Source organism: Enterobacter sp. PGRG2 (assembly GCF_030291195.1).
Lineage (GTDB): Bacteria > Pseudomonadota > Gammaproteobacteria > Enterobacterales > Enterobacteriaceae > Enterobacter_D.
In genome coordinates this window covers 4,301,429-4,317,242 of the sequence record NZ_CP127837.1, presented here as the reverse complement: position 1 = coordinate 4,317,242, position 15,814 = coordinate 4,301,429, and the positions used below count along the sequence as shown (strand labels likewise).

Here is a 15,814-nt window from a genome sequence, read left to right as displayed (position 1 = left end):
AAATTCAGGGAACCACCATGAAAAAGATTGATGCGATTATTAAACCTTTCAAACTGGATGATGTGCGCGAAGCGCTGGCCGAAGTGGGCATTACCGGGATGACCGTGACCGAAGTGAAAGGCTTTGGCCGCCAGAAAGGGCATACCGAACTGTACCGCGGCGCTGAGTACATGGTGGACTTTCTGCCGAAAGTGAAAATTGAAATTGTCGTCACCGACGATATTGTTGATACCTGCGTGGATACCATTATCCGCACGGCGCAAACCGGTAAAATTGGCGACGGCAAAATCTTTGTCTTCGACGTCGCCCGCGTGGTGCGTATCCGTACCGGTGAAGAAGACGACGCGGCTATTTAGCATTCTTGCCGGGTGGCGCTGCGCTTACCCGGCCTGCAAAACTCTTCGCAGGCCCGTGCAGGCGAAGCGCCGTCGGGCGATTACAGCATTTTATGCGGCCCGAAGCATTCGTAATGAATGTTGTCTTTATTCACGCCCGACTCCACCAGCTGTCGCGCGGCAAACTGCATAAACACCACAGGTCCGCACAGATAGAACTGCATCGCCGAATCGGAATACAACCCTTCAGTCTGACTCAAATCCATCAGGCCTTCGCTGTTATAGCCAGCCCCCGCGCGATCCGTGTCAGTCGGCAGACGATACCAGGTGTGCGAACTAAAGTGAGCAAGCTGTGCGCCAAGCTGCGCCACTTCATCGGCAAAAGCATGCACATCGCCATTCTCCGCCGCATGGAACCAGTTCACCTGCGCGGCGTGCTGACGGCTGACCAGGGTATCGAGCATCGCCAGCATCGGCGTCTGGCCGACGCCCGCGGAAATCAGCGTCACCGGTGTTTCCGGCGTCACCTGTAAGAAGAAATCACCCGCCGGTACCGCCAGATGCACGATGTCACCCACAGTCGCGTCATTATGCAGCCAGTTTGATACCTGACCGCCCGGCTCGCGCTTAACAGCGATACGGTAGCTTTTCCCGTTGGGTTTGCGGGTAAGGGAATACTGACGAATTTCCTGATGCGGAAAACCTTCCGGCTTCAGCCATACGCCGAGATACTGCCCCGGCTGATAATCCGCCACCGGCTGACCATCCACCGGCGCAAATTCAAAGCTGGTGATAAGCGCACTCTGCGGATTTTTTGCGGTGATGCGAAACGCTCGTGTGCCTTCCCAGCCGCCGGTTTTGCTGGCGTGCTCCTGATACAGTTCGCTTTCACGATTTACAAACACGCCTGCCAGTACGCCATAGGCTTTGCCCCACGCATCCAGCACTTCCTGGCCCGGACTGAACATCTCATCCAGCGTCGCCAGCAGATGCTCACCGACAATATTGTACTGTTCTGGTTTGATCTGAAAACTGGTGTGCTTCTGGGCGATCTTCTCCACCGCCGGCAACAGCGCAGGCAGATTTTCAATATTACTGGCATAGGCGGCAATGGCATTGAACAGCGCTTCACGCTGATCGCCATTACGCTGATTGCTCATATTGAAGATCTCTTTCAGCTCAGGATTATGTTTAAACATCCGGTCATAGAAATGGGCGGTAAGTTTCGGGCCGGTTTCGACGAGCAGGGGAATGGTGGATTTCACGGTAGCGATGGTTTGTGCGTCTAGCATGGCAGCTTCCTTTTTAGCAGAACTATAAGTTGTATTTTATATGCATCTTATAGAAATAACCCTGCGCTTGTAAATGATTTAATGCATTTTAGTTATGGCGGCTCACAGTCATGAAAAATTTACATCACAAAGCTGAAAAGAAATCCGGATCCCCCGGGTTACGGCTTTTCCATCAAACCCTTGTACGGCGGGCAGCCAATCGTTTGCGTAAAATCCTTTGTCAAGACCTGTTATCACGATATGAATCAGTTATACTGGTCGCCGTTGCCCAAAAGGGCCCCCCTTCAGAGCTGTAATTACCGTTAGCTGAGTCAGGAGATGCGGATGTTAAAACGTGAAATGAACATTGCCGATTATGATGCCGAACTGTGGCAGGCTATGGAGCAGGAAAAAGTACGTCAGGAAGAACACATTGAACTGATCGCCTCCGAAAACTACACCAGCCCGCGCGTGATGCAGGCTCAGGGCTCTCAGCTGACCAACAAATATGCGGAAGGTTATCCGGGTAAACGTTACTACGGCGGTTGTGAATACGTGGATATCGTTGAGCAACTGGCGATCGACCGCGCGAAAGAACTGTTCGGCGCTGACTACGCTAACGTCCAGCCGCACTCCGGCTCGCAGGCTAACTTCGCGGTATACACCACACTGCTGCAACCGGGCGATACCGTGCTAGGTATGAACCTGGCGCACGGCGGCCACCTGACTCACGGCTCCCCGGTTAACTTCTCTGGCAAGCTCTACAATATCGTGCCTTACGGCATTGATGAGACCGGTCATATTGATTACGCAGACCTCGAAAAACAGGCGCAGACCCACAAGCCGAAAATGATCATCGGCGGCTTCTCCGCGTACTCCGGCGTGGTTGACTGGGCGAAAATGCGTGAAATCGCCGACAGCATCGGCGCTTACCTGTTTGTCGACATGGCGCACGTGGCCGGTCTGGTTGCCGCGGGCGTTTACCCGAACCCGGTGCCGCATGCCCACGTGGTGACCACCACAACCCACAAAACGCTGGCTGGTCCGCGCGGTGGTCTGATCCTCGCGAAAGGCGGCAGCGAAGAGCTGTACAAAAAACTGAACTCTGCGGTCTTCCCTGGCGCGCAGGGCGGCCCGCTGATGCACGTGATCGCCGGTAAAGCCGTAGCGCTGAAAGAAGCGCTGGAGCCGGAATTCAAAACCTACCAGCAGCAGGTGGCGAAAAACGCGAAAGCGATGGTGCAGGTATTCCTCGATCGCGGCTACAACGTGGTGTCCGGCGGTACCGATAACCACCTGTTCCTGCTGGATCTGGTGGACAAAAACCTGACCGGTAAAGAAGCTGACGCCGCGCTGGGTCGCGCTAACATCACGGTGAACAAAAACAGCGTGCCGAACGATCCGAAAAGCCCGTTCGTGACCTCCGGTATCCGTATCGGCAGCCCGGCCATCACCCGTCGCGGCTTCAAAGAAGCGGAAGCCCAGGAACTGGCTGGCTGGATGTGTGACGTGCTGGACAGCATCAATGATGAAGCGGTGATTGAACGCACGAAACAGAAAGTGCTGGAAATCTGCGCCCGCTTCCCGGTTTATGCCTGATCCGCGATAAACCCTGAAAAGGCCGCGTAAGCGGCCTTTTTTATTGCCGGGTGGCGCTGCGCTTACCCGGCCTACTTGTCTTTGGTTCTTCGGGTTAATCCAGGCCCGCGCAAGCGCAGCGCCGCCGGGCATAACCCGCCAGCCGTTAATGTAGGCCCGCGCAAGCGCAGCGCCGCCGGGCATAACCAGTTCATGTAGGCCCGTGCAAGCGCAGCGCCGCCGGGCRMTATCACCGCTCCCCGCGCAGCGTCACACCCACATCCCCGCCCGGATGCACCGCCAGCAGCGTCTCCTTCGTATACCCGCTCTCGCTCATCAGACAGGCGCAGGCCGCATCAAAAATCGCCAGCACCAGAATGATTGAGGTGGTTGCCAGCATATTCAGCGGATCCACTTCCCGCTGCACGCCCGTTGAGATCACCAGCCGCGCCGCCTGAGCAATCGCCGACCCGCGGTTTTCCGTGACGCTGATCAGCGGCACTTGTCTGGCCGCCAGCCCCGGCAGCAGGCGGGTCAGTTCGTCGGAGTTTCCGCCGCGGGACAGCATGATCATCAGATCCCCCGCCCGTAAAAAACCCAGATCGCCGTGGGCGGCATCGGTGGCGTTCAAATAGATCGCCGGACGCTCCACGCAGGCCAGCATATGGGCGATTTTGCGCGCCGCGATGCCGGAGGTTCCCACCCCGGTGACCACGATTTTCCCCGTACAGCCGCGCAGCTCTGCCAGCAGGGCGTCCCACTGTTCAGCGGTCAGATGCTGGCCCAGTCCGGCCAGCGCGTCGCTGTAGGTTTGCCAGGCCTCGTTTGCCTGACGCCAGGCGCTGTTCATTCGACCTCCTGCATCAACTGACGGTATTTCATATGATCGAGGTACATCTCATGGAACACCTGATATTTACGATCGTAATACTGCTTGATACGGTTGGTTTGCGGCGTCACCGTTTTACCGATGCGGCTCATCACTGACATCGCCTCCGGGAAGCTGTCGAAGACGCCTGCGGCCACGGTGCCCATCATCGCACTGCCCAGCAGCATGGCTTCGCTCTCTTCCGGTAACAGCATGGCGCAGCCGGTGGCGTTGGCGTGCTCCTGCACGAACACCGGATTTTTGGTGCCGCCGCCGCTGGCCATCACGGTATCAATGGCGTAACCGGTCTGATTCATGGTTTCAATAATATGGCGGGTGCCCAGCGCAATCGCCTGAATGGTCGCCAGATATTGCAGCGCCATGTCCTCGGGCGTGCGGGAAAGCTTCAGGCCGGTGATCGCCCCGGTGAGCGTCGGATTAGCGCGCGGCGAGCGGTTGCCGTGGAAGTAGGGGAGGATATGCATATCGCGGGTCAGAAAGGCGATGTTTTCCGGCTCGCCCGCCATTTTACGCAGCAGGGCATTCAGCAGTTCATAAATGGTCTGCCCCTGGGTTTTTGCCTGCGCCAGCAGCGTTTCATAGCAGGGATGCGACTGGATCACATGATCGATAAGCGCGCCTGTCGCCGACTGGCCGCCTTCGTTCAGCCAGTAGCCAGGCAGCACCGCCGAATAGTACGGCCCCCAGACGCCGCCGATAAAACGCGGCGCTTTCGAGATAGCCATATGCCCGGTGGAAGTCCCGCCGATCAGCGCCACGCGGCGATCAAAATCCGCCACTTCCCCTGACACGCCGCAGGCGCCCAGCGTACCGAGCGTACCGGCGTGGGCATCAATAATAGACACGCTGACCGCCGTGCCCGGGATCAGCCCCATTTCGCTGGCGGCGCGCGGCGTCAGGCCGTGGCCGAGCGGTTCGCCCATGGTTTTTACATAGCGGCCAATTTTTTCCGCGTCGTGCTCAAGGAGATCCTCAAGCCCTATCTCGCGGAAATAGCTGCCGTCCCACTTATCTTCATGGCCCATGTAGGTCCACTTGCAGACGGTGGAGCAGAGGGAGCGGGTATCATCGTCGGTGGCGCGCCAGGTCAGGAAGTCCGGCAGGTCAAAATAGTAACCGGCATTGGCCCAGGTGTTCGGCATATGCTGCTTCAGCCACAGCAGTTTCGGCGTCTGCATTTCCGGGGAAATGATGCCGCCGACGTAATCCAGCACCCGATGGTGCAGGGCGTTGATGCGGTCGGCCTGCGTAATAGCGCGGTGATCCATCCACACAATGATATTCTGCTCGCTGCGCCCGGAGGGGCTGACGGTCAGCGGCTTGCCCTCTTTATCCAGCACCACCAGCGAACAGGTGGCGTCGAATCCCAGCCCCTTCACCTGGATCGGATTGACGTCCGACTGGTTAATGGCATCGCGCACTGCATTACACACCGCCTGCCAGATATTGTCAGAAGACTGCTCAACGAAATCCGCCTGCGGGCGATACATTTCAATGGCCCGGCTCGCCTGGCCGACCATTCTGCCGTTCAGGTCAAATACGCCCGCGCGGGCGCTTCCGGTTCCGACATCCACACCAATGAAGTAACTCGCCATCTTTTTTCTCCTGAAATCAGGCTTTACGATTCTGTAAGGCAATAAAGAGGATCAGCACCGCGCCCCAGAGCGCCATCGTCAGATAGCTGCTGATCCCCAGCAGATTGAAGCCGCTTTCCAGCATTTGCAGCACGACCAGCGCCAGCACCAGGCCGATGACGCGACCAAAGCCGCCGTCCGGGTTTATGCCGCCAAGCACCGAGGCAAGAATGGTCACCAGCAGATAGGATTCGCCATAACCGGCCTTCGCCGAGTTGAACTTCGCCATCATCAGGATGGCCGCCACCCAGCCGAGCAGGGCGGAAATCACATAGACGGAAATCTGCACCCGCACGGTATTCACCCCGGAATAGCGCGTGGCCTGCTCGTTCGAACCCACCAGATAGAGGCTGCGTCCAAGCGTCGTGTGCTCCAGTAACACCCACAGCAGCACGGCTACAAGAATAAACAGCAGCAGGGCGACGGGGATCCCCGCGAGGGTGGCGTTACCTAAATACTGGATCGCCGCCGGGAAGCCGGAGATCACCGTGCCGTTAGAAAACAGAATGTTCAGCCCGGAGATCAGCGTCATGGTGCCGAGGGTCGCAAGAATAGGCGAAACGCCCACCCACGCGATGAGCGCGCCGTTAAGCACGCCTATTGCCACCGCGACGGCCAGCCCTGCCAGCAGCGCCAGCATAAAGAAGAGGGGGTTATCCGGATGGCTGACAATAATCGCCGCCATCACCAGCGAACAGGCGTTGGCACCGGCAATAATCGACAGGTTAATGCCGCCGGTGAGCATGGTCAGCCCCATGCCCAGCGCCAGCATGCCGAGGATCGGCAGCTGCGAGCTGATGGACTGGAAATTCGCCACGCTGAAAAAGCGACTGCCCAGCAGCGCCGAGAAGACCACGGCGACGACAATAATGATCACGCACTGGAGGCGAATGATGGCATCACCAGGCAGATAACGGGCGAAGGTTTTCATCTTAAAGTTCCCCTGCAAGTTTGCGTTTTTCGTTCCACGCCGTCGCGCTGATGCTGATCAGGATAATGGTGCCGCTGAACACGGTGTGCCAGTAAGAGGAGACGCTTAACAGCGTCAGGCCGTTTTGCAGGAAGGCCAGCAGGATCACCCCGAGCAGCGTGCCGGTCAGCGTGCCGCGGCCGCCGGTCATGCTGGTGCCGCCCAGCACCACGGCGGCCAGCACCGTCAGCTCAAAGCCGAGCAGGGAGTTAGGCGCAACCGACTGAGTGATCTGCGCCTGCACCACGGCGGCAATACCGGCGAGAATGCCCATATAGCCGTAAACGCAGAAGTGCAGCTTCAGCAGGTTCAGCCCGAGGCGGGAGGCGGCGTCACGGTTGCCGCCCATGGCGTAAATCTGGCGGCCCAGCCGGGTGTAGTTCATCAGAATGGCAGTGAATATTATCACTGCGGCGAGACAGAGCAGCGGCAGCGTCAGGCCATAGTCGTAGCCGTCGGCAGCGGTAAAGGAGAACCAGTTGATGCCGTTCATAAACCAGTCCGGGAAGCCGTACAGCCAGGTGCCTTTGGTGGCGTAGACCAGCAGACCGTAATAGACGTTGAGGGTGGCGATGGTGATGATGATCGCCGGTACGCGCAGCCAGTAGACCAGAAAGCCGTTAATCAGCCCGAGCAGCAGGCCGACGGCAATAGCCATCGCCAGCGCCAGCACAAAGTTGCCGCCGTGGGCGATCATCCAGCTTGCCATTGCATACTGCGCGATGGCGGTCATCGCCGGAAAAGAGATATCGATGCCGCCGGAAATCAGCACCACAAACAGTCCGCAGGCCAGAATGCCCAGAATGGCATAGCTGGTGGCGACATCCGTCAGGTTGCCCAGCGAAAGAAACTCATCGGTGCTGACGCTCAGCCCGACGATCAGGGCGATCACTAACAGCCCCAGCCAGAACTCATGTTGCCCGACGAGGCGGGAAAGACGCACGTTATTCATTGATGACCTCGACCACTTCAGCAATTTCCGCTTCGGTACAGCGATGGGGGTTAAATTCAGCGACCAGCTCGCCGCGGCGCATCACCAGCACGCGATGGCTGTTGTAGTAGGCTTCCGGGATCTCATCGCAAATCATCAGCACCGCCATACCCTGTTCCGCCAGATCGCGGGCAATCTGATAAATGCCCTCTTTATTGGCGATATCCACGCCGACGGTGGGGGAGTCCAGGATGAGAATGCGCGGGTTAGTCGCCACCCATTTGGCGATGGCGATACGCTGGGCGTTGCCGCCGGAGAGGGTTTTCACCGGCAGGTGTGGATCGGAAACTTTAATGTTCAGATCGCGGATCAGATCGCTTACCAGCTTTTGCGCTTTGGCATGATCGAGCAGGCCGCTGCGGGTATGGAGTTTGTCGAAGACCGTGACGATGGTGTTGTCATAGATCGACTGCTCCATGATCAGCCCCTGCGTCAGGCGATCTTCCGACACATAACCGATGCCGTGTCTGATGGCGTCGTGATTATTACGCAGGCGCACCGGCTGACCGTTGATGCGTATTTCGCCGCTCTCCGGCTGCGTCATGCCAAACAGGCTCAGGCACAGCTCGGTACGGCCCGCGCCCAGCAGGCCGACAACAGAAACAATCTCGCCGCTGCGTAATGACAGATCGATGTTCTGGTATTTTCCTTTGCGGCTCAGGTTACGTAACTCCAGCATCGGCGGCTGATCGGCGGGCGGTTTTTCCGGCAGCGGGCTGTAGTGGAAACGCTGCCCGGTCATCAGGAACGCCAGCTCGTGGCTGTCCAGCTCCTGCGCAGGCCAGGTGCCGACAAGCTTACCGTCGCGCATCACGCTGATGCGATCTGCCACTTCCATCACCTCATCCAGACGGTGGCTGACAAAGACCACGCAGATGCCCGCCGCTTTCAGTTCATTCACCACCCGCAGCAGGCCGTTCACCTCCTGGCGCGTCAGCGAGGCGGTGGGCTCATCCATGATCACCAGCCGGGCATCGGCGGCGATGGCGCGGCAGATCGCCACCAGCTGGCGGTCAGCAATGGAGAGTTTTTCGACTTTTTTATCCGGGTCGAGGGCCACGCCAATGCGTTTCATGGCGGCCAGCGCCTGGGCTTTCATCGCCTCGCGGCGCACCCAGATATCGCCCCCCGGCAGATAACGGTTAACGGCAATGTTTTCCGCCACGCTGAAGTTCGGAAACAGCGACAGATCCTGGTAAATCACCTGAATACCGTAATGGGCGGAGAGCTGCGGCGTCAGCTGATGGAACAGCTTGCCGTCGAGCATAATCTGCGCGCCTTTTTCCGGGTGGTAGACGCCGGAAATCACTTTAATGATGGTGCTTTTTCCGCAGCCGTTCTGCCCTGCCAGACAGTGAACTTCGCCTTTTTTCAGCGTCAGGTTCACGTTATCCAGCGCCAGCACGCCCGGAAATTGCTTGCTGATATTCTCAAGTGAGATAAATGCGGCGGTGTCTGCCATGGGCAATACTCCTGCAAGCGCCCTTACGGGCGCTGAGTGTGAATTGTTTTAGTTATTCGGTTTCCCTGGTGCGGGCGGAGTGCCTCAGAAACCGAGTGATTGCGCGTTATCTTTGGTGACTTCGAGGATCTTGTTAAAGCGGATCACTTTTTTGTCCATATCCACATCGGCTTTGCCTAAACCATCGATGGTCAGATCCGGCGTCACTTCCTTGCCCTGCAACAGCTGATCGGCAACGGTAACCAGCGCATAACCGGCATCTTTCGGATCCCACAGCAGCGCCTTTTTAATGTCGCCGCGCATCAGGTACGGCGCGGCCTGGGCAGGCATGGCAATACCGACAACCGCCATTTTTTCTTTAGCGCGTTTCTTCTGCACCGCCTGACCGGCACCGATTGGGCCAAGGGAGCCAAAGCCGATAATACCTTTCATCTGCGGATAGGTTTTCATCAGATCTAGGGTAGTGGAGTAGGATTTATCAATGCTTTCCGCCACCGGCAGGCGGGAGGTGACTTCAAACATCTCGGGGTATTTTTCTTTCTGATATTTGATGGCGTAGTCCGCCCAGGCGTTATGCAGCGGCACCGTTAACGATCCCACGTAAATGGCGTAGCCGCCTTTGCCGCCCATGCTTTTCGCCAGCTCATCGACGTTAGCCTGCGCATATTTTTCGCTGTCGATGGTTTCAATATCCCACTGGCCGATCTGCTGATCCGGGGATTCGTGGGTCAGCACCACAATGCCTTTGTCGCGCGCTTTTTTCAGCACCGGCTCCAGCACCTTCGCATCGTTAGGCACCACGATAATGGCGTTGACGTTCTTGGCGATCAGATCCTCAATCACCTTCACCTGCTGGGCAGGATCGGGTGTGGAAGGGCCAGTCTGATACGCATTCACATTCAGCTTTTTGGCGGCGTCGTTCACGCCGGTTTCCATGCGGTTGAACCAGGGAATGCCGGTGACTTTCGCCACCACGGCAATTTCATACTTTTCCGCCGCCGCAACGTTACCGGACAACATGCTGACAGAAACCAGGGCTGCACTGAGTAAGGCGAGTTTGAATTTCATAGTTTTACCTTATGTAGGGTACGGGCATGTCACGCACAGAGATTAACAACGAAGGGAAGAGGAGATGAATCGTAGATTTTTTAAATGTGATGACTGCCCATTTTTGTTATTTTTTAGATCTAATTTAGTTAAATTATAGTTAAAAAATAACATTAGCTTCACAATGAGTAAGGCTGTCTTTGTTAAATTCGGATTTTTTATTAACTATAAATTAACAATTATTTATCATTTGATGGGTTGAAGCGGCTTTTTTGCCGGATTTCTGCGCGCCAGCCGCCGGGAATGTTTCAAATATGTGAGCTGAAACGATAAGCCTGCCCTGGGCGGTTTTTTACCGGTGATGTTAAAAACCTGTTAAGCGCTCACTTGTGTTTACCGCCGTTTATCGCCAGACTGTCGCCACCATTCAGGAGGAAATCATGGTTCTGCACTCCACGCGCTGGCTGGCGCTCGCCTACTTCACCTATTTCTTTAGCTACGGCATCTTTCTGCCTTTCTGGAGCGTCTGGCTCAAGGGCACCGGTTTAACGCCGGAAACCATCGGTATTTTACTGGGCGCAGGCCTGGTGGCGCGCTTCCTTGGAAGTCTGCTGATCGCCCCGCGCGTCAGCGATCCTTCCAGACTTATTACCGCGCTGCGGGTGCTGGCATTGCTTACGCTGCTGTTTGCGCTGGCATTCTGGGCAGGACGTAGCGTCGCCTGGCTGATGGTGGTGATGATCGGCTTTAACCTGTTTTTCTCGCCGCTGGTGCCGCTCACGGATGCGCTCGCCAACACCTGGCAAAAGCAGATCACCATGGACTATGGCCGGGTGCGGGTATGGGGATCCATCGCTTTTGTGATTGGCTCGGCGGTGACCGGCAAGCTGGTGAGTCTGTACGATCATCAGGCGATTCTGGCGATGCTCACGCTTGGCCTGATCTCCATGCTGCTGGGAATGCTGCTGCGCCCGACGGTAATGCCGCAGGGGCAAAGCCGCCAGCAGGAGGCCGCAGGCTGGCCGGCGTGGAAAAGCCTGATCCGCCAGAGCTGGCGTTTTTTGGCCTGCGTATCGTTGTTACAGGGAGCGCACGCCGCCTATTACGGCTTCAGCGCCATTTACTGGCAGGAGGCGGGCTATTCCGCCTCAACGGTGGGCTATCTCTGGTCGCTGGGCGTGGTGGCGGAAGTGGTGGTCTTTACCCTGAGCAATAAACTGTTCCGCCGCTGGAGCGCCCGCGATCTGCTGCTGCTTTCGGCGGTGTGCGGGGTGGTGCGCTGGGGGCTGATGGGCTGGACGACGGCGCTGCCGGGACTGGTGCTGATCCAGATCCTGCACTGCGGCACCTTCACCGTCTGCCATCTGGCAGCCATGCGCTATATCGCCGCCCGTCAGGGCGCTGAAGTGATCCGCTTGCAGGCGGTTTACTCCGCCGTCGCCATGGGCGGCAGCATCGCGGTAATGACCGTCTTCGCCGGATTCCTGTTCCAGCATCTGCACCAGGGCGTCTTCTGGGTGATGGCGCTGGTGGCCTTACCGGCAATGGTGCTGCGTCCGCGCATCAGCCCTCAAGCATAACGCGGATATGGCTCTGCTGCTGCTCGCTCAGGGATCCGGCGGCATGGATTAGCGGGGCGGAGAACAGCGGCAGGGCGGTGGCGTAGGGCGTGACGATCAGCGCCACTTCCCGCGGCGCGCCTTCCTCCTGAAACGCTGCCAGGCTCAGGTGCTTAATATTGAGCGGCAATAGCGTCAGTTCGCGCAGTTGCAGCTCAATCTCCTGCTCAAGCTGCGGATCGTCGCCGGTGAGGATCAGCACCTGTTTTTCGTGCAGATCGCTCTCCTGCATCAGCCACGCGCCAAATATTACCGCCACCAGACCGGTCTCCTCCGGGCTAAAGCGCAGACCATATTCCTGCTCCATGCCGCCCATTACCTGTGTGGTGGTGCGCATCAGGCGCGGATAGAGGCGGTGCATCTCCTCCGGCAGGGTGTCATCAATGCCGATGCCGAACAGACTGCGATCCAGCGCCTGCGCCAGATGGATATAGAGCTGATCCGCCAGCCCCTGCTCATCGCTGAAGCGCATACCTGAAAGTGCATGAAAGCGGCCAATCATCTGGTTCACCGCGCGGCGCAGCCGCAGGTCCTGCTGATGCCCGTCGCGCAGCGGATCCGGGGTGCGCAACAGCATAAACATCACCGCCAGGAACAGGTGTTCGCTGTCGTGGGGCATCTTCGCCACCCGGCGTTGCCAGTGACGCACAATGTCCTGAGCGGCGCGGTATTCTGCGCGGCTCTGCGCCCAGGCCTGCTGGACGGGATTAAACTCCGGAGTAAAGCCAAGCTGATGTTGCAGCAGGCAATACTGCAAATAGAGACGCAGAAACTGCACGTCGCGGCATTCAAACTGGCGCTGCAAATTGCGCGCGCAAAGATTAATCAGCGCCTGAAGATTGGTATCGTCATACAACGGGCGGGCAATCTCGCTCTGTTTAAGGGCGGTTTTTAAGGCCGGGGTAAAATGATCGTTGATAAATTGCGGGCACAGGCGCAGCGCACGCCGCAGCCAGTGCACCAGGCACAGCCGCTGATCCAGAACGCTGCCCTCGATGCGATAACAGCCATCGGGCTGGGTGATAATATTCAGCCGATGATAACGCTGGATCTCCAGACCCGTGTCGGCTATATCTTGCCGGGTGACGGCACCATCCACACCGTTCAGTTCGCCAAGGCTTTCGGGCGTCAGAGCGTGTCCGGGCAACGACAACATCAGAAAAGCATGGCAGCGACGTTGTGGGCTGGAGAGGACAGATGGAGGGGTCATCACAAGGGTCATCTGCGTTGGCTCCAGTTAGGGGTTTTTGTTAAGAATAGCTAAAGGATGCGACGGCGAAAGCGCAAGCGGGGAGCTTTCCCTCAGGAATGCCGGGGAACATCACAGAATTTTTCACGTAAGGAACACATGCAAACAGTTAAACAATGCGCCGGTGCGCTCTTTCTCGCGCTTTTATCGCTGCCCGCGCAGGCGCATCCGCACAGCTTTATCGGCCTGCAGACGGCGCTGGTGGCGGACAACGGCCAGCTTACCGGGCTGCAAATGCGCTGGACGATGGATGAGATCACTTCAGCGGATCTGTTGTATGACGCGAAAGACGCAAAGCCAGGAGATGAGATCTGGAAAAAACTCGCCGCCGAAGTGATGGCCAATGTGCTGGGGCAGCACTACTTCACCGAATTCTGGCACAACGGCCAGAAGGTGAAGTTCCTCAATCGCCCCAGCCAGTACGGTATGGCGCGGGAAAGGCATCAGGCGGTGCTGACATTCGTACTGCCGCTGGCCGAGCCGCAGCCGCTCGCCGGACAGACCTACACCTTTTCCACCTTCGATCCCACCTATTATGTGGACATGAGCTATGCCCGGGATCAGGACGTGACGCTGCCCGCGGCGCTGCAAAAAAGCTGTCAGCTGAAGGTGGATACGCCGACGCCGGGCGAAGAAACCCTGAAGTTCGCGCAGTCGCTGGATAAAGAGGACGCGCCGCCTGAAGACATGGCGCTGGGACAACAGTTCGCGCAAAAGGTGACAGTCATATGTCAGTGACAGGCCAGACGATGAAACGCCCGCGACGCTGGACGGCGCTCTGGCCGCTGGCGCTGTTTATTATGGTGGCCGCCGTGTGCGGCATTTTGCTGTGGCAGCACTGGTCATGGATCCTGTATGAAAGCGTTGGCTGGCAGCGGGATGTCAACAGACGCATGAGCGGGCTGTTACAGGCTGTGGCGGATAATCCGGCAAGGGCAGGCGGCTCGCTGTTAGCATTCAGTTTTCTCTACGGCGTGCTGCATGCGCTCGGGCCGGGACACGGCAAAGTGGTGATCGCCACCTGGCTTGCCACCCATCCGTCAAAACTACGATCCAGTATTGGCCTGACGCTGGCTGCTTCCTTATTACAGGGGCTGGTAGCGATTGCGCTGGTAGTGGTGGTACTGACGCTACTTGAGTTTCCCGCACGGCAACTGCATATCAGCGGAGCCTGGCTTGAGAAAGCCAGCTATGCGCTGGTGGGGGTGCTGGGCGTACTGTTATGCGTTCGCGCGCTGAAAAAGTTACGCCGCTTACTCCGGCGACCGACCTTTAAGTCTTTCACGCCGCATCATGTCCATGACGAGCACTGCGGTTGCGGGCATCAGCATCTGCCCACGCCGGATCAGTTACAGAGCGGCGATGACTGGCGGGCGCGGCTGATGATCGTGCTGTCGATGGGGATGCGTCCCTGTTCCGGCGCGCTGATGGTGCTGCTGTTCAGTAAGGTGATCGGGGTGTTTGGCTGGGGTATGGCGTCCGCAATGGCGATGGCGGCAGGCACCTCGCTGACCATTTCGTCGCTGGCGCTGCTGGTGCACAGTTTCCGTCAGTTAGCAGTGAAGCTTGGCGGCAATAAAGCGCCGGTATTGTGGCGGCAGATCGGCTGGAGCACGCTGGCGCTGGCCGGAGGGGCGGTGCTGGTGGTAGCGGCAGTGGTGATGTGGATGAGCGCGGTAACGCCGGTGCGGGGGTTAAGACCGTTTTGATACCGCCGGATGGCGCTGCGCTTATCCGGCCTACAAAACCCGCAGAACCACACAGTTCCGTAGGCCCGGTAAGCGAAGCGCCACCGGGCAGAACCAGACAGTCCCGTAGGCCCGGTAAGCATAGCGCCACCGGGCAAAACCAGACGAATTAACGCTTCAGCGCATCGCTCAGTTCGTCACGCATGTTCGCCAGCATGGCTTTCACCACGCGCGGGTTACCTGCCACGATGTTGCCGGTATGCATGTAGTTATGGTTGCCGGTGAAATCACACACCAGGCCGCCTGCTTCACGCACCAGCAGTTCGCCCGCGGCGAAATCCCACGGCTTCAGGCCAATCTCAAAGAAACCATCCACGCGACCGGCGGCAACATAGGCCAGATCCAGCGCGGCAGAACCGGTGCGACGGAAGTCAGCGCACTCGGTGAACAGTTTACCGATCACATTGATATAGGATTTGGAATGCTGTTTGGCTTTGAACGGGAAACCGGTCGCCAGAATAGTGCCGTCCAGATCGCGGGCGGTGCTGCCGCGCAGACGGTAGCCGTTCAGCTGTGCGCCCTGACCACGGGTAGAGGTGAAGAGTTCGTTACGCATCGGATCGTAAACCACAGCGACTTCAGTGCGGCCTTTAATACGAACAGCGATGGATACCGCGAAGTGCGGCAGACGTTTGATAAAGTTGGTAGTGCCATCCAGTGGATCGATAACCCATTGTACATCCTGATCTTCGCCTTCAAGCTCACCGCTTTCTTCGGTGATGATGGTGTGCTGCGGGTAAGATTTGCGAATGGTTTCGATAATCACTGCTTCAGCAGCTTTATCAACGTTAGTCACAAAATCATTGCTGCCTTTCTGGCTCGCTTCGACAGAGTCAGGAGTTTCGTAGTGTTTGGCAATTAAATTACCCGCCTTGCGCGCTGCGCGCACGGCGATGTTCAGCATCGGATGCATCGGTCTCTCTCACTGGATGTTAAAGAACGGGGGAAAACGGCGCAGAGTATAGCAGCGAGTTCGTTATCTGTCTTCGGTTTATGATAATATGCGTGAATAATCTTTAGC

At 57.7% G+C, this 15,814-nt stretch carries 14 protein-coding genes; 5 read left to right on the top strand and 9 right to left on the bottom strand.

The annotated features are described in order from the left end of the window. Positions 1-17: 17 nt before the first annotated feature. Entirely contained in the window at positions 18-356 is a 339-nt protein-coding gene (gene glnB, locus QRD42_RS19205; RefSeq protein WP_002438074.1) for a nitrogen regulatory protein P-II, read from the top strand. A gap of 80 nt (positions 357-436) precedes the next feature. On the opposite strand, the gene hmpA is transcribed toward glnB, so the two are convergent. Then, positions 437-1,627: an NO-inducible flavohemoprotein gene (gene hmpA / locus QRD42_RS19200; protein WP_321987875.1), complete on the bottom strand. Its 1,191-nt coding sequence runs from the start codon at positions 1,625-1,627 to the stop codon at positions 437-439. A gap of 324 nt (positions 1,628-1,951) precedes the next feature. Here hmpA and glyA point away from each other — a divergent pair, with 324 nt between their 5' ends. Then, a complete protein-coding gene (glyA, locus tag QRD42_RS19195) occupies positions 1,952-3,205 on the top strand; it encodes a serine hydroxymethyltransferase (protein WP_072569364.1) in 1,254 nt (417 codons plus the stop codon). A 229-nt stretch (positions 3,206-3,434) separates the two neighbouring features. Here the strand turns inward: glyA and QRD42_RS19190 are convergent, their stop codons facing one another. The 6 genes from QRD42_RS19190 to QRD42_RS19165 all read right to left on the bottom strand — a co-directional run bounded on the left by QRD42_RS19190 (position 3,435) and on the right by QRD42_RS19165 (position 10,198). Beyond that, positions 3,435-4,034 carry a KpsF/GutQ family sugar-phosphate isomerase gene (locus QRD42_RS19190; RefSeq protein ID WP_321987874.1) on the bottom strand — a complete coding sequence of 200 codons (600 nt, stop codon included), beginning with the start codon at positions 4,032-4,034 and terminating at the stop codon, positions 3,435-3,437. Further along, a complete protein-coding gene (locus QRD42_RS19185) occupies positions 4,031-5,668 on the bottom strand; it encodes an FGGY-family carbohydrate kinase (protein WP_072569362.1) in 1,638 nt (545 codons plus the stop codon). Before QRD42_RS19185 ends, QRD42_RS19190 begins: the two co-directional genes overlap by 4 nt. 16 nt (positions 5,669-5,684) lie before the next feature. Continuing rightward, positions 5,685-6,638, bottom strand: a complete 954-nt coding sequence (locus tag QRD42_RS19180) for an ABC transporter permease (protein WP_129363183.1) — start codon at positions 6,636-6,638, stop codon at positions 5,685-5,687. Position 6,639: 1 nt separating this feature from the next. After that, positions 6,640-7,629, bottom strand: a complete 990-nt coding sequence (locus QRD42_RS19175) for an ABC transporter permease (protein ID WP_072569360.1) — start codon at positions 7,627-7,629, stop codon at positions 6,640-6,642. Continuing rightward, positions 7,622-9,130: a sugar ABC transporter ATP-binding protein gene (locus tag QRD42_RS19170; RefSeq protein WP_321987873.1), complete on the bottom strand. Its 1,509-nt coding sequence runs from the start codon at positions 9,128-9,130 to the stop codon at positions 7,622-7,624. Before QRD42_RS19170 ends, QRD42_RS19175 begins: the two co-directional genes overlap by 8 nt. Before the next feature lie 84 nt (positions 9,131-9,214). Continuing rightward, complete coding sequence (locus QRD42_RS19165; protein ID WP_072569358.1) at positions 9,215-10,198, bottom strand: autoinducer 2 ABC transporter substrate-binding protein; 984 nt, start codon at positions 10,196-10,198, stop codon at positions 9,215-9,217. A gap of 419 nt (positions 10,199-10,617) precedes the next feature. Between QRD42_RS19165 and QRD42_RS19160 the strand changes: the two genes are divergently transcribed. Next, positions 10,618-11,757: a 3-phenylpropionate MFS transporter gene (locus tag QRD42_RS19160; protein ID WP_321987872.1), complete on the top strand. Its 1,140-nt coding sequence runs from the start codon at positions 10,618-10,620 to the stop codon at positions 11,755-11,757. On the opposite strand, the gene csiE is transcribed toward QRD42_RS19160, so the two are convergent. Further along, a complete protein-coding gene (csiE, locus tag QRD42_RS19155) occupies positions 11,741-13,018 on the bottom strand; it encodes a stationary phase inducible protein CsiE (protein ID WP_072569356.1) in 1,278 nt (425 codons plus the stop codon). The genes QRD42_RS19160 and csiE overlap by 17 nt on opposite strands. Positions 13,019-13,144: 126 nt before the next feature. Between csiE and QRD42_RS19150 the strand changes: the two genes are divergently transcribed. Beyond that, positions 13,145-13,783, top strand: a complete 639-nt coding sequence (locus QRD42_RS19150) for a DUF1007 family protein (protein WP_321987871.1) — start codon at positions 13,145-13,147, stop codon at positions 13,781-13,783. Then, positions 13,774-14,754 carry a nickel/cobalt transporter gene (locus QRD42_RS19145; protein ID WP_321987870.1) on the top strand — a complete coding sequence of 327 codons (981 nt, stop codon included), beginning with the start codon at positions 13,774-13,776 and terminating at the stop codon, positions 14,752-14,754. Before QRD42_RS19150 ends, QRD42_RS19145 begins: the two co-directional genes overlap by 10 nt. A 148-nt stretch (positions 14,755-14,902) precedes the next feature. On the opposite strand, the gene suhB is transcribed toward QRD42_RS19145, so the two are convergent. After that, positions 14,903-15,706 carry an inositol-1-monophosphatase gene (gene suhB / locus QRD42_RS19140; protein WP_321987869.1) on the bottom strand — a complete coding sequence of 268 codons (804 nt, stop codon included), beginning with the start codon at positions 15,704-15,706 and terminating at the stop codon, positions 14,903-14,905. Positions 15,707-15,814 lie beyond the last annotated feature (108 nt).

Bases quoted from the DNA above. Each gene is read 5' to 3' on its own strand.
- glnB (WP_002438074.1), top strand. From the start codon at position 18: ATGAAAAAGATTGATGCGATTATTAAACCTTTCAAACTGGATGATGTG.
- QRD42_RS19180 (WP_129363183.1), bottom strand. From the start codon at position 6,638: ATGAAAACCTTCGCCCGTTATCTGCCTGGTGATGCCATCATTCGCCTC.
- QRD42_RS19170 (WP_321987873.1), bottom strand. From the start codon at position 9,130: ATGGCAGACACCGCCGCATTTATCTCACTTGAGAATATCAGCAAGCAA.
- csiE (WP_072569356.1), bottom strand. From the start codon at position 13,018: ATGACCCTTGTGATGACCCCTCCATCTGTCCTCTCCAGCCCACAACGT.
- QRD42_RS19175 (WP_072569360.1), bottom strand. From the start codon at position 7,629: ATGAATAACGTGCGTCTTTCCCGCCTCGTCGGGCAACATGAGTTCTGG.
- QRD42_RS19145 (WP_321987870.1), top strand. From the start codon at position 13,774: ATGTCAGTGACAGGCCAGACGATGAAACGCCCGCGACGCTGGACGGCG.
- QRD42_RS19190 (WP_321987874.1), bottom strand. From the start codon at position 4,034: ATGAACAGCGCCTGGCGTCAGGCAAACGAGGCCTGGCAAACCTACAGC.
- QRD42_RS19165 (WP_072569358.1), bottom strand. From the start codon at position 10,198: ATGAAATTCAAACTCGCCTTACTCAGTGCAGCCCTGGTTTCTGTCAGC.
- QRD42_RS19185 (WP_072569362.1), bottom strand. From the start codon at position 5,668: ATGGCGAGTTACTTCATTGGTGTGGATGTCGGAACCGGAAGCGCCCGC.
- QRD42_RS19160 (WP_321987872.1), top strand. From the start codon at position 10,618: ATGGTTCTGCACTCCACGCGCTGGCTGGCGCTCGCCTACTTCACCTAT.
- suhB (WP_321987869.1), bottom strand. From the start codon at position 15,706: ATGCATCCGATGCTGAACATCGCCGTGCGCGCAGCGCGCAAGGCGGGT.
- QRD42_RS19150 (WP_321987871.1), top strand. From the start codon at position 13,145: ATGCAAACAGTTAAACAATGCGCCGGTGCGCTCTTTCTCGCGCTTTTA.
- hmpA (WP_321987875.1), bottom strand. From the start codon at position 1,627: ATGCTAGACGCACAAACCATCGCTACCGTGAAATCCACCATTCCCCTG.
- glyA (WP_072569364.1), top strand. From the start codon at position 1,952: ATGTTAAAACGTGAAATGAACATTGCCGATTATGATGCCGAACTGTGG.